General features: G+C 63.9%; 14 protein-coding genes and 1 pseudogene. 5 read left to right on the forward strand and 10 right to left on the reverse strand.

The genetic code is table 11. The features are described 5' to 3' along the window. Positions 1–558: pseudogene (locus BRA1253DRAFT_RS22765) on the forward strand (DNA polymerase IV); the annotation flags it as partial. A gap of 115 nt (positions 559–673) precedes the next feature. Here the strand turns inward: BRA1253DRAFT_RS22765 and BRA1253DRAFT_RS22770 are convergent. Both BRA1253DRAFT_RS22770 and BRA1253DRAFT_RS22775 read right to left on the reverse strand, forming a co-directional pair. After that, entirely contained in the window at positions 674–967 is a 294-nt protein-coding gene (locus BRA1253DRAFT_RS22770) for a hypothetical protein (RefSeq protein WP_007598221.1), read from the reverse strand. Positions 968–1,207: 240 nt separating this feature from the next. Beyond that, the gene (locus tag BRA1253DRAFT_RS22775) at positions 1,208–1,894 is read right to left on the reverse strand and encodes a DNA-3-methyladenine glycosylase I (protein ID WP_007598224.1); all 687 of its coding nucleotides are present in this window, start codon (positions 1,892–1,894) and stop codon (positions 1,208–1,210) included. Positions 1,895–2,113: 219 nt separating this feature from the next. Here BRA1253DRAFT_RS22775 and BRA1253DRAFT_RS22780 point away from each other — a divergent pair, with 219 nt between their 5' ends. Further along, positions 2,114–2,941 carry a metallophosphoesterase gene (locus BRA1253DRAFT_RS22780; protein WP_007598225.1) on the forward strand — a complete coding sequence of 276 codons (828 nt, stop codon included), beginning with the start codon at positions 2,114–2,116 and terminating at the stop codon, positions 2,939–2,941. Here the strand turns inward: BRA1253DRAFT_RS22780 and BRA1253DRAFT_RS22785 are convergent. The 5 genes from BRA1253DRAFT_RS22785 to BRA1253DRAFT_RS22805 form a co-directional block, all read right to left on the reverse strand. Further along, positions 2,880–3,365 carry a Crp/Fnr family transcriptional regulator gene (locus BRA1253DRAFT_RS22785; RefSeq protein ID WP_007598226.1) on the reverse strand — a complete coding sequence of 162 codons (486 nt, stop codon included), beginning with the start codon at positions 3,363–3,365 and terminating at the stop codon, positions 2,880–2,882. The two genes, BRA1253DRAFT_RS22780 and BRA1253DRAFT_RS22785, sit on opposite strands and share 62 nt — an antisense overlap. A gap of 58 nt (positions 3,366–3,423) precedes the next feature. Continuing rightward, entirely contained in the window at positions 3,424–3,972 is a 549-nt protein-coding gene (locus BRA1253DRAFT_RS22790) for a GNAT family N-acetyltransferase (protein ID WP_007598227.1), read from the reverse strand. A gap of 121 nt (positions 3,973–4,093) precedes the next feature. Then, positions 4,094–4,834, reverse strand: coding sequence for a di-trans,poly-cis-decaprenylcistransferase (locus BRA1253DRAFT_RS22795; protein ID WP_007598228.1), 741 nt, complete (start codon positions 4,832–4,834; stop codon positions 4,094–4,096). Positions 4,835–4,865: 31 nt separating this feature from the next. Further along, positions 4,866–5,240, reverse strand: a complete 375-nt coding sequence (locus BRA1253DRAFT_RS22800) for a transcriptional regulator (RefSeq protein ID WP_007598229.1) — start codon at positions 5,238–5,240, stop codon at positions 4,866–4,868. Further along, a complete protein-coding gene (locus tag BRA1253DRAFT_RS22805; protein WP_007598230.1) occupies positions 5,227–5,844 on the reverse strand; it encodes a hypothetical protein in 618 nt (205 codons plus the stop codon). The genes BRA1253DRAFT_RS22800 and BRA1253DRAFT_RS22805 overlap by 14 nt, the downstream gene beginning before the upstream one ends. 202 nt (positions 5,845–6,046) lie before the next feature. Between BRA1253DRAFT_RS22805 and BRA1253DRAFT_RS22810 the strand changes: the two genes are divergently transcribed. Then, positions 6,047–7,294, forward strand: coding sequence for a S1C family serine protease (locus tag BRA1253DRAFT_RS22810; RefSeq protein WP_007598231.1), 1,248 nt, complete (start codon positions 6,047–6,049; stop codon positions 7,292–7,294). Between the two features lie 76 nt (positions 7,295–7,370). On the opposite strand, the gene BRA1253DRAFT_RS22815 is transcribed toward BRA1253DRAFT_RS22810, so the two are convergent. Together BRA1253DRAFT_RS22815 and BRA1253DRAFT_RS22820 are read right to left on the reverse strand one after the other, a co-directional pair. Beyond that, positions 7,371–7,649, reverse strand: a complete 279-nt coding sequence (locus tag BRA1253DRAFT_RS22815; protein WP_007598233.1) for a DUF3551 domain-containing protein — start codon at positions 7,647–7,649, stop codon at positions 7,371–7,373. Between the two features lie 167 nt (positions 7,650–7,816). After that, entirely contained in the window at positions 7,817–8,791 is a 975-nt protein-coding gene (locus tag BRA1253DRAFT_RS22820; RefSeq protein ID WP_007598234.1) for a tripartite tricarboxylate transporter substrate binding protein, read from the reverse strand. 125 nt (positions 8,792–8,916) lie between these two features. On the opposite strand from BRA1253DRAFT_RS22820, the gene BRA1253DRAFT_RS22825 reads away from it, so the two are divergent. Both BRA1253DRAFT_RS22825 and BRA1253DRAFT_RS22830 read left to right on the forward strand, forming a co-directional pair. Further along, positions 8,917–9,336 carry a VOC family protein gene (locus BRA1253DRAFT_RS22825; protein WP_007598236.1) on the forward strand — a complete coding sequence of 140 codons (420 nt, stop codon included), beginning with the start codon at positions 8,917–8,919 and terminating at the stop codon, positions 9,334–9,336. Between the two features lie 180 nt (positions 9,337–9,516). Beyond that, positions 9,517–11,097, forward strand: a complete 1,581-nt coding sequence (locus tag BRA1253DRAFT_RS22830) for an ATP-dependent acyl-CoA ligase (protein WP_007598237.1) — start codon at positions 9,517–9,519, stop codon at positions 11,095–11,097. 114 nt (positions 11,098–11,211) lie between these two features. On the opposite strand, the gene BRA1253DRAFT_RS22835 is transcribed toward BRA1253DRAFT_RS22830, so the two are convergent. Further along, the gene (locus BRA1253DRAFT_RS22835) at positions 11,212–12,306 is read right to left on the reverse strand and encodes an HD-GYP domain-containing protein (RefSeq protein WP_007598238.1); all 1,095 of its coding nucleotides are present in this window, start codon (positions 12,304–12,306) and stop codon (positions 11,212–11,214) included. Between the last annotated feature and the right edge of the window lie 318 nt (positions 12,307–12,624).

A 12,624-nucleotide genomic window follows, 5' to 3' on the forward strand; every position in this document is an offset into this window, starting at 1 on the left:
GCCTTCGTCGAGACGCTGCCCGTCGGCAAATTCCATGGGATAGGCCCGGCCACGGGCGCGAAGATGAACGCGCTCGGCATGTTCACCGGTCTCGATATTCGTCGTCAGACGCTGGAGTTCATGAATGCGAATTTCGGCAAGTCGGGCGCCTATTACTACTGGATCTCGCGCGGTGTCGACGAACGGCCGGTCCGGGCCAACCGGGTCCGCAAGTCCATCGGCGCGGAGACCACGTTCTCAAGCGATCTCACCGAATTCGACACGCTGGTCGCCGAGCTCAAGCCGCTCGTCGACAAGGTGTGGCGCCATTGCGAGGCGACGGGCAGCCGCGGCCGCACCGTCACCTTGAAGATCAAGTTTGCCGATTTCGAGATCATCACGCGCAGCAGGTCCGCTCTTTCGCCGGTTGCAGGCCGGGACGATCTTGAGCGGCTGGCTTGCGGTCTGCTCGAAGGCGAGATGCCGCTGCCGAAGAGCGTCAGGCTCCTAGGAGTCTCGCTGTCTTCCCTCCAGGCCGGGGACGATGCGGAGCCGCCGCAACTGACTCTCGGCATCTGAACCAAACTGACGGGCTTTCCGCGGACGCAGACAGCCACGTAGAGCGCGCTCGCCACGCGAATCTACGGTGGCGGGTTTTCAGACTCGCCACCGAAGGTCGATCCCCTGGGCCCGATCAATGCCTCACGTGCTCGAACACGACGATCACGCCGGTCGGCTCGGGCTCGTGCGCCATCAGGCGTGTCAGCTCGGAATCGCCCCAATCGGCGAGGCTGACGACTTCGCCGCTCTGGCGCTCGGTGCCGGGGGGCGCCGTGGGCTCGACGACCTTCAGCCCTGTCTCATCGACGAAGAAAGTGTGTTCGCCGAACATGCTGTTGAGCTGCGGCATGGCGGGATGCTCGTCGGGCAGCACCTGAGCGCCGAGCTGGTTGACGGTCTGCTTCACCTGTTCGGATGTGAGCTTCATGAGCTGCTCCGTTTCTGTCACGTCGGTTTCATTGAGCTGAGCCAGACCGGGCGTTCCCTGCGCCGATGTTCGCCTGGCCTATCTCCCGAACAGGTGCTCCGCACAAATGTTCCCGAAAAATACATTTCGTGATCACGGGTTGCGCCCTGCCGCGCTTGCGGCACGAGATCGCCACAGGACGCACATGATTCGGCATCCCCAGAGCCGAATCCAAGAGCCAAATTCCAAGAGCCGAATTCGCTACTCGCTTCTGTTCTCGCCGACGGACAGCGCGCAGATGCGTGACAGATATGTGTAGGGGAGCCCGGTCTCCTCGGCCCAGGCATTGAACTGCGCCTGCACTTTTGCCAGATCGCCTTTCGACTTGACCACTTCGGCGATGTCGAGACCGGCATCGCGCAGGCAGGCCACGACGTCCCTGGACGTCACAAAGCCGTCCCAGCCGACGAACCGCAGCAGCATCTGGCCGGTATTGCCACCCAACCGGCTGCCGCGCTTGCTCAGGAGATCGAGCAGGCCGATCTGGTCGGATGGCGGCCACTTCGCCAGAAACCTGCCGAAGCTGCCGTGCTCTCTTGCGATCTCCTGGACGAAGGCCGCGTTGTCGCGCACCGACATGATCTTGGCACCGTTGCGCACGATGCGCGCGTCGCGCAGCAGGCCCTCCCAATAATCCTCCGGCTGGAAGGTGAGCTTGGCCGGCTGGAAACGCAGGAAGGCCTCTTCAAACCCGTCCCATTTCGTCTCGATCACGCTCCAGGCAAAGCCCGCGCAAAACACACGCTTCGTCATCTCGGCGAGGATGCGATCGTCACCGCGTTTGGCGAGGCCCTTCAGGTCGGGCTTTTCGGGCATCAGCTTTTCCAGCGCCTTGGCCCCGCCCTTGCGTTTTTCGGCGCGCGCACGAATGGTCTTGAAGGAGGTCATGGGGAGACGAGCTGTTGGGGACACGAGCTGTTGAGGATACGCCACGACATCAGAATTCGATGATCCGGTCCAGCCCGGCGACGCTTCGATACTTGCAGCCGCGGATGCGCCGCAGCATACTGCCCGCGTTGAATTGGCGAGAGACGCGGCTGGTCTGCTTCTTGCGTTCAGATATTTTGCAATTCCGAGCATTCTTGACGTCTCGCCCCTGGATTTCCAATGCGCTGTCTGGTCGTGGCCGACCTGCACTATTCGCTGCCTCAGCTCGACTGGCTCGTCAGCGCCGCTCCGCAATTCGACCTCGTGATCTTCGCCGGCGATGCGCTCGACATCGGCTCGATGGTGGATTTTCGCGCGCAGATCGTGGTGGTGAAGAAGTACCTCGCGCTGCTCGCAGCGAAGACCCGCGTGATCCTCTGCTCCGGCAATCACGATCTCGACGAGCGCAATGCGGAAGGCGAAAAGATCTCGCGCTGGATTTCGGAGGTGCGCGAGTTGGGCATTGCCTGCGACGGCGACGGCCTCACCGTCGGCGACACGCTGTTCACGGTGTGCCCATGGTGGGATGGGCCTCTAGTCAAGCAACGCCTCGTCGCGCAGCTCGGCGCGGCCGCGGCCGGCCGGCCACGGCGCTGGATCTGGATCCATCATGCGCCGCCGGCGGATTCACCGACGAGCTGGGGCGGCAAACGCTTCTTCGGCGACGTCGAGCTGGTGCAATGGATCATGCAGTATCAGCCCTCGATGGTGATCTCGGGGCATGTGCATCAATCGCCGTTCATTACCGATGGTTCGTGGTTCGACCGGCTCGGCCAGACCTGGGTGTTCAACGCGGGCCTGCAGCCGGGCCGACCGCCAACGTATATCGTGCTGGACCTCGATGCGGACAGGGCGTTCTGGCTTGCGGCCGGCGAGGCGCAATGGATCGATCTTGGCGCGCCGCTGCAGCGGCCCGCCGCTCCGATCGAGACGCCGCCCGACTGGCTCACATTCTTGGATCGGATTGCCGATCCGAGCCTGGCGAGACCTCGAGCGGCGGCAGGTTGATCATGCTCTGGAGCACCTCGCCGACCATGGCCAGATGCGTGCCGTGGCCGGCATATTGCTGCTTCAGATCGGCGAGATAGGTGTTGGCGACATTGAGCCGCTGCGCCAGCATCTTGGCGATCAGAAGCGCCACGCCCGCCTCCTGCTTGAGGAACGAGGCGGCATCCTCGAATTCGTAGACGACGGAATCAGAGCAGGCCCGTACGGTCGCAGTGTGCGGCTGCCCCAGCAGCACCGACATTTCGCCCAGCACGGCGCCGGGCTCGGCCACCGTGGCGACCACCATCTCGCCCTTGAGCACTTCGAGCTTGCCCTGCATCAGCACATAGAGATGACCGGTGGTGCCGCCCTCGGCGACGATAAGCGTGCCGGCCGCAACCTGCCGCTCAGTCCCACCGGTGCAATAATCCAGAACTGCGCGCATCCGACCAAAGCTCCCGTCGCAGGGAGATACTAGGGCACGATCGGCGTCGTGCGCTTGCTCAAATTTGTGGCAAGCCCCGCACCCGCCGCAGACGCTTCGCGAGATGGACCGACTGCCAGTCTCCTAGACCGGTATCCTCGAACCCCGCCTTCTTTGCAAGGCCGCGCATCTCGGCGTTCACGCGCGCGGTCTCGGCTGCAATCATCTCGTGACCGAGATCGCTCGCGTGCTTCTCCATGGCTGTCATCATGCGGAGGCCGACGCCCTTGCGCTGAAAGACATCGGCAACGGAGATGGCGAAATCACCATGCCGTGCAGCCGCATCGTAGGCGTATCTGGTTTCGCCGATGATCGTGCCTTGCCCTTCGTGCCTGATCTCGGCGAGCAGGGTGAAGTGACCGGGATGGCTGATCCTGGCGACGCATTCGGCCGCGACCATTGCAAAGTCCGCCCGCGCGCCCATGAAGCGCTTGTTGCGCGATGTCGTGGAGAGGCTCGTGAAATAGATCGAGAGGCCCTCGACATCGAACGCGCTGGCCGGCCTGATACGGACCGTGGCGTTCGCTTCGGCGGACTCGACAATGGCATCCAGCAATAAGCGTAACATGCGCGAGGCTCTCGGCAGGTTGCATCGAATGCAGACCTAGCCGAGACCACGCGCTGACCGCTTGGACGGTGCTGCCAATCTTGCGGCCGAAAACGAACAGTTCGTTCCTCGGTGCCGAGCGTCACACGCGAGAGAGTGAAGGCACCTCCTCCGGCACGATCGCCTGCAGGCCGCCGAAGCGACGCTCGCGGCCGTGGAAGGAGGCCAGGGCCGCGGCGAGATCGCCCGCGTCGAATTCGGGCCACATCCGCTCGGTGAAGTGCAGCTCGGCATAGGCACCTTCCCAGAGCAGGAAGTCCGACAGCCGCTTCTCACCCGAGGTGCGGATGATGAGATCGACATCGCGCAAACCGGCCTCGCCCGTGACGAGCTGCGAAAACGCCTCGCGGGTGAGACTGGTCAGCGCCGCCGCCTTTGCCGCCGCGTTGAGGATGGCATCGCGCGCGGAATAGTCGACGGCGATGCGCAAATGAAGCGAGCTTCCGTGCGCGGTGGCATCTTCCGCACGCGAAATCGCATTGGCAATGCCGTCGGGCAAGCGGTCGCGACGGCCGATCACGGTGAGGCGAACGCCGTTCTTGACCAGGCTCTGCACCTCGTTGGCGAGATAGAAGCGCAGAAGCGTCATCAGCGCGGCGACCTCGGCCTTCGGCCTTCGCCAATTGTCGGTGGAGAAGGCGTAGAGCGTCAGCGTGCCGATGCCCTGCTTGGGCGCGGCTTCGACGATGCGGCGGATCGTCTCGACACCGGCCTCATGGCCGCGCACACGCGACAGGCCGCGCCGCGTCGCCCATCTGCCGTTGCCGTCCATGATGATGCCGACGTGAAGCTTCTCGTTGCGGGACACAAGGTCACTTTGCATTGCAAAGTCTCCGGTCAAAAAAGGGGGAGGATCAGGTCGAGACGATACCGAGGCGGCCGAGCGGCGCCGCTTCGCGGCCGGCAGCCTTGGCGGCGTCGCGCACCAGGCGTTCGAGCACGGCGAGATAGTCGAGGAAGCGGCGGCGGCCGGCCTTGGTCAGGCGGCAGGTCGTGTGCGGGCGATTGCCCTCATAGCCCTTGGTCACCTCGACGAGGCCGGCTTCCTGGAGCACGGCGAGATGCCGGCTGAGATTGCCGTCGGTGAGGCCGCAGAGCTGCTTGAGATCGGCGAACGCCAGACCCTTCGGATGCGCCATCAGCGAGGTCAGAAGTCCGAGCCTCGCCTTCTCGTGGATCACGCGGTCCAGTCCTTCATAAGAGAAGGGTGCGCTGTCAGTCTTCGACATCATGGTCTCCGGATGCGAAATGCAGAATGCCCGCCATCACCGACTGCCCGATTACGAAGGGCACGCCCATGGTCCAGGGCGACAGCGTGTGGGTTTGGCTCGCGAGCACCACCACCGCAAAACCGGACATGAAATACCATGCGCCGGCGAGCGCCACGGTGCGTGGCAGCGAACGGACGGAGGCGAAAATGCCGAGCGACACCAGGATCTGCCACAAGCCTGGCAGCAGCCACAGCGTTTCGCCCGCAAACTTCCACATCACCACCGCAAGCAGCACACCGGCAACGCCTGCAGGCAGGAACTGCTCGACGGCCTGGTGGATCATCGCATCGGCGAGGCCCGAATGATGGCGGCGCGAACGTGCGCGCATCTCGATACCGATGATCAGGCCGGAGAGCGCGGCGGCAATGAACCAGCCGAAGAAGAAACCGAGCGGCTCGCCGGTGGGATCGCCGAGCAGCCAGAATTGCAGGATCGCGGTGAGAAGCGCGACCGCGCCGGTCGCAGCCATCGTCGCCGGGCCGTAGCCGCGGAACGCCGTGCCGGCCGCAATCTGGCTGCGGATCGCCACGATGTCGGCCAGTGCCTTGTCGAGATCGCGCATTGGCAACGCCAAAACCTCGTTCCGCCCATGCTTGCCGGGACTATCGGTCAGGTTACTTTGTACCGCAAAGTATATCGAATCGCAAAGTAAAGGCAAGCCCCGAACGTCGCCCGAGAAGACCTGTCCTCGCCAGACAACTGCCGGTTGCGCGACACCTCCTCCCGCAGATAAGATGCGCGCGAATGCGTTCTGGGGGAAAAGTATGTGGCTTAAGTCATTCATCGTTGCGTCTTTATTGCAGCTGAGCGTCGTCATCGCAGCGCATGCGGCCGGGCCGTTCGGCAGCGTCAAAATCGGCAACTGGGTCGGCGGTGCGTTCAGCAACGACGAAACGGGAGCCTTCTCGCATTGTGCCGCGACGGCGCCTTATGCCAACGGAGTCATTCTCGTCGTCGGCCAGAATTCTGGGGGCTCGTGGATATTGAGCTTTGCGAGTCCCAGCTACCGCTTCACCAAGGGCGAGAACACCGCGATCGACGTCATCTTTGACGGACAGGAGCAGGCCAGACTGTTCGCCACGGCCAACCAGACGAACATGCTCAGCTCCGTCATGCCTGCGAACGTGGTCCGAACGTTTCAGAAGGCGAGCCTGATGGTCGCGACGAGCGGCCGCACCGTGCTGAATTTCGACCTGACCTCGGCCGGGCCCGTGATTGCGGCATTGGCCAATTGCGTCACCAAGGTCAAAGCCGACGGGCTGAGCAAGGCCGGCGATTTCACAAAGGTTGCCGCCAAGCCGCAGGCCACGCCGGACAAGCAGGCACCGCCAGCCAACGGCAGCAAACCTGCCAGAGCCAAGAGCGGCACCGGCTTTGTCGTGAGCGCCGGCGGACACATCGTCACCAACAACCATGTCATCGATGGCTGCGTCGGCGACATCAAGGGCAATCTCACCGGCGACGCCTCGATGGTGCTGCGCGTCGTGTCGAGCGATGCCAACAACGATCTCGCTCTGTTGCAGGCGCCGTCGACGACCACGTTCAAGGAGTTCGCTCGAATCCGCGACCGCTCGATCCGCTCCGGCGATTCCGTCGTCGCGATCGGCTTTCCGTTCCATGGGCTGCTGACTTCGGATTTCACCGTGACGACTGGCATCGTCAGCTCGCTCAGCGGCATGCGCAACGATTCGCGTTTCCTGCAAATCAGTGCGCCGGTGCAGCCCGGCAATAGCGGCGGCCCGCTGTTCGACACCGCCGGGCAGATCGTCGGCGTCGTTACAGGAAAGCTGGACGGGTTACGGGTCGCCGCTGCGACCGGCAACATCCCCGAGAACATCAACTTCGCGATCAAGACCGGCGCGCTGCGCGACTTCCTCGACAACTCCGTGGTGCCCTACCAGACTGCCGAACCGAAGGGCGAGATCAAGACCACCGACATCGCCGGCAATGCGCGGCCCTATACGATGCTGATCTCGTGCAACGGCACGGAGCAGGCTGAGGCGAAGCGGTAGCGGCAAGGCAGGCGGCGTCTGCGCGGCCGCGGATGGCGCGAACGCGATCCGGGCTACCAGTCAAACCGAGGGTTCCTTAATACGGCGCCACGGGCCGCGTGCGCCGCGACTGCCGCGGTTGCGGCAGGGACGATTGACCGTAGGCGACGAGCGGGTTGGGCCCGCAGGCCATGAGCCGGCCCGACACACTGGCCTGACATTGTCCATAGGTGCTGTAGGTGCAATCGCCGGGATACTCGTACCCGCCGCCCTGGGCACACCAGGGATAGTCGTGCGCCGCTGCCGGCGTGACGGCGGAGAAGCCGGCAAGGAGTGTCGCGCCGAGGCCCAGCAGTGCCAATTGCGTCTTGCGCATGATCCCAACTCCTATCCTCACAGCGCGAGATACGCGCCATATAACATCAGGTTTCGCCACGCCGTTTTATTCCAGATCGACTGGCGCTGACACGCAAGAAACCTTGATACGCAAGAAAAAAGCCCTGCCGAACGGGCAGGGCTCCAATCACGGACATCACAAGATCGCTACTCGACCTTCAGGCCGGCGAACTCGACGACCTTCTTCCATTTCTCGGTCTCGGCCTTGATCTCCTCGCCGAACGCCTCGGGCGTCTGTGCCCGCGGCTCGCCGCCGAGCTCGACCAGGCGTTTGGCCATGTCCGGCTCCTTTATCAGCGTGTTGATCTCGCTGTTGAGCTTGGCAATGATCTCCTTGGGCGTGTTCTTCGGTGCCCCCATGCCGAACAGCGCGCTCGCCTCGTAATCCTTCACGGTCTCGCCGATCGCCGGCACGTCGGGCAGCTGCGGCGAGCGCTCCGCCGTGGTGACGCCGATGGCACGGAGCGAGCCGGACCGGATGTGCTGGATGATCGAGGGCATGTTGTCGAAGATCACCTGCACCTGGCCGCCGAGCATGTCGGTGATCGCGGGCGCGGCGCCGCGATAGGGCACGTGCTGCATCTTGCAGCCCGTCAGCGCCATGAACATCTCGCCGGACAGATGCACCGAGGTGCCGTTGCCCGAGGAGGCCATGTTGACCTTGCCGGGATTGGCCTTCACGTAGTCGATGAACTCGGCGACGGTCTTGGCCGGCACGTCCTTGTTGACGGTCATCACGTTCGGCACGCGCTGGAACGAGGCGACCGGCGCGATGTCGCGCACGAAGTTGAACTTCAGGTTGGTGTAGAGCGAGGCGTTGATGTAATTGGCCGGATTGACCAGTTGCAACGTGTAGCCGTCGGGCTCGGCGTTGACGACCGATTCGGTGGCGATATTGTTGCCGGCACCCGGCTTGTTCTCGATCACGAATTGCTGGCCGAACTTCTCCGACAGCCGCTGACCGATCAGCCGCGCCAGGATGTCGGTCGCCCCGCCCGGCGGATAGCCGACCACCCATTTCACCGGGTGGGTCGGGTAATCGGCGGCAAGGGCCTTCGACAGCGGGCTGGCTGCAAGCGGACTGGCGGCGAGCAGGCTCAGCGCGGTACGGCGAGTGATCATTTCAAGGGTTCTCCCAACGTGTTGTTCTTGAAGCCAGACAGCTTGAAAATGGCGTCGGCGCGGTTGTAACAAAGCTTGCCGCAGGCGGAAAGTGCACGGGGCGCATCACGACGAAAGGATAAGGCATGGCGATCAAGGTCGAAGCCCTCGATCATCTCGTGATCAATGTCGCGGACGTCGCAGTGACCGCCGAGTGGTACGGCAAGATTCTCGGCATGGAAGTCAAGGTGTTCGACCCCGGCGGCGGCAAAGCGCCGCGGACTTCTCTTCAATTCGGTAACCAGAAGATCAACGTCCGGCCGCGCGATGCCGACAAGGTGGAGTGGTTCACCGCGGACCACCAGACCGCCGGCAGCGAGGATCTGTGCTTCCTCACCTCAGCAAGCCCCGACGAGGTGGTGGCGCATTTGAAGGCACATGGCGTCGCGATCGAACAAGGCCCGGTTCTCAAGCAGGGCGCCCGCGGCACGCTGCGCTCGGTCTATTGCAGGGATCCGGATGGCAGCCTGATCGAAATTTCGTCATACGAGGACGGCGGCCGGTAAGGCCAAGCCGCCTGCCCCACGCACCGTCATTGCAAGGAGCCCTGCGACGAAGCAATCCAGACTCTCTCCGGGGAGGGATTCTGGATTGCTTCGCTACGCTCGCAAGACGGCCGAAAGAGCAGGAAGACGCAATCATCAAAACGCAGCCGCGAGCAAGATGCAGGCTGCACGGGAGGACATATGCCGAATTCGCAAGCCGCCGCCGGAATCGTCGGCCCATTCGACGGGCTCGACGTGCCCTGGCTGCTGAAGATGCGGGCCGAGGTGCGCAGCTCACATCCGTTCCTGATCTGGGCGCCGTTCGACGCGCCCGCGCGGCGCTGGAGCTATGGCGAGTTTCACGAGCGGGTCGGCGCGCTCGCGGCGGGACTGGCGAAGCGCGGCGTGAAGCCGGGCGAATATGTGCTCATCCATCTCGACAATTGCATCGAGGCGCTGCTGGCCTGGTTCGCCTGTGTCGAGTTGGGCGCGATCGCGGTGACCACCAACACGCGCTCGGCACCGGCCGAGCTCGACTATTTTGCCGATCATTGCGGCGCGGTCGCCGCGATCACGCAGCCGGCCTATGCCGAGATCGTCGCGCAGAACTGCCGCAACATCCGCTGGATGGCGGTGACCTCGCATGATTCCGGCACGGCGCCCGCAAAACCGGTCTCGCGCGGCGATAGTTTCGAATCGCTGTTCGCCGACAGCGCCGACCGTCCCAGGCGTGCGACCGATCCGCTCGCGCCGTGCAGCGTGCAATACACCTCGGGCACGACATCGCGCCCCAAGGCGGTGCTGTGGACCCACGCCAACGCGCTGTGGGGCGCCAAGATCAACGCCGCGCATGAGGACCTGCACGCCGGCGACGTGCACCAGGCCTATCTGCCGCTGTTCCACACCAACGCGCTGGCCTATTCGATGTTGGCGACGCTATGGGTCGGTGCCACCTGCGTGATCCAGCCGCGCTTTTCCGCCAGCCGGTTCTGGGGCGCCGCGCGCGAGCACGGGTCGACCTGGACCTCGACGATTCCGTTCTGCATGAAGGCGCTGCTCGAGCAGGAGATCCCGAGGGATCACAAATTCCGCCTGTGGGGCACCGCGATCAACGAACCGCCGGCCTTCGCCGCCTTCGGCGTCAAGATCATCGGCTGGTGGGGCATGACAGAGACCATCACCCACGGCATCGTCGGCGAGATCGACCAGCCCAACATCCCGATGTCGATCGGCCGCGCCGCGAGCGAATACCAGATCCGCATCACCGACGATGACGGACGGGCGACCGAGGTCGGCGACACCGGCAACCTCTCGATCAAGGGCATTGTCGGCCTGTCGTTGTTCGCCGAATATCTGCACAACGAGAAGGCGACGCGCGAGTGCTTTGACGAGCACGGCTTCTTCCTCACCGGTGATCGCGTGGTGCGGCTGGAGAACGGCTATATTCGCTTCGGGGATCGCAGCAAGGACATGCTCAAGGTCGGCGGCGAGAACGTCGCGGCGTCCGAGATCGAGCAGGTGATCGCAATGGTCCCCGGCGTGCGCGAGGCCGCCGTGGTGGCGAAGACGCATCCGATGCTGGACGAGGTGCCGGTCGTCTTCATCATCCCGCAGGGCGGCGTCACCGCTGCGCGGCCCGATCTGCATGACAACGTGATGGCTGCCTGCCGCAAGAGCCTCGCCGACTTCAAGGTGCCGCGCGAGATCCGCTTTGTCGACGACATGCCGCGCTCGACGCTGGAGAAGGTGGCGAAGGCGGAGCTGAGGAAGATGGTGGGGTGAGGCGTAAAGTAGGGTGGGTTAGCCGAAGGCGTAACCCACCAACTTCGTCCGGCAAATGTGGAAGCATGGTGGGTTACGCTACGCTAACCCACCCTACGGCTACGACACGGGAGCTCAGAACGACCCCAGCGCCACCGGGCGGAACGCCTGCAATAGCTGCTGGTCCAGCTTGCCGCTCATGCCTTCCATCATCGTGAACGCGCGCGAGTGGGTGAAGGGCATGCGATAGGCGCGCTTCTCCACGAGTGCCGCGTAGATGTCGACGATGGTCGTGACCCGCACGATATCGCTGATCTGGTTCGACGAGAGATTGTTGGGATAGCCGGAGCCGTCGAGGAATTCGTGGTGATGCAGCACAACGTCCAGCATCTCCGGCGGGAAGCCGCCTTGAGCTGCGAGCGCGTCATAGCCGCGGCGCGGATGCTGGCGGACTTCGGCCATCTCCTCGTCGGTGAGCTTGCCGGGCTTGTCGAGCAGCGCGGAGGGAACGAAGGCCTTGCCGACGTCGTGCAGCAGCGCGGCACGAGTCAGCCGGCGCTGGTCGTCCTCGCGCATGCCGAGATGCTGGGCAAAGGAGACCGCAAATCCGGTCACGAACAGGCAGTGCCGATAGCTGCCGACATGGTGGCAGCCCACCGTGGTGAGCCACTCGCGCAGCGAGGAGTGCTTGATCGCCTTCAGGATCTTGCTCTCGGCGGCGATGACGTCGTCGAAGGTCAGGGGCACGCCGAGCGGCAGCTTCTCGAACATCTTCTTCAGCACCGCATGCGCGGCCTCGACGCCGCGGTTGAGCGTCTTGCCGCGATCGGTGGCGTCATAGACGGCGGTGTCGGGGAAGGCTGCGCGGATGCGCTGCAGGATGTCCTCGGGCTGAAGCGGCCGCGAGATGGTGTCGGTGGCGCCCAGCGCCCAGGCCTGCATGGTGCCGTGATGCAGGGCGTCCGCAAGCACGAACAGACGAGGCATCGAACGATAGGCATCGCCGCGCAGCTTGTTGCGCACCCGTTGCACGCTCTCGGGCGAGCGCAGATTGATGTCGACCACGAGGCCGGAGAGATCGCGCGAGGGCTGCTCGGGGAGTTCCTGCGTCGTCACTGTCGCAACGTCGCCGACGGCCTTGAGGATGCTGGCGAGTTCGCTGCTCTCGTCGCTCCGGTCGGAGGCGAGCAGGAGCCGGCGTTTGGCGGCGGGTTTGGCTGAGGCGTTCATGGCTTCCCCAAGAGCACGGGCGTGTTTCGGGCAGAAGCCTAAGCCGGATCAGGTTCTCCGGCCCTTAAGAGGCGTGCTCAATGGAGCCTTCCGGAATTGAGTGCAATTTTAGGGATCTCGGGTTCCATGGCAGGAATGGCGCAAAAAGGGCGAAAACAACCCCATGCACAGTAGGCGGGCCATTGATGACAAAGGGGAATTTCTCCGTCATGGCCGCCTGAAAATGCAAACTAATCCGCCGGAGGTTGACCTCCGGCGGATCATCTTGTTCAGCACGCTAGCCTTACGTCTTCATCACGCCCTTCACGGCTTCGGCGT

The sequence above is a fragment of the Bradyrhizobium sp. WSM1253 genome, assembly GCF_000244935.1.
GTDB classification, from domain to species: Bacteria; Pseudomonadota; Alphaproteobacteria; order Rhizobiales; family Xanthobacteraceae; genus Bradyrhizobium; species Bradyrhizobium canariense.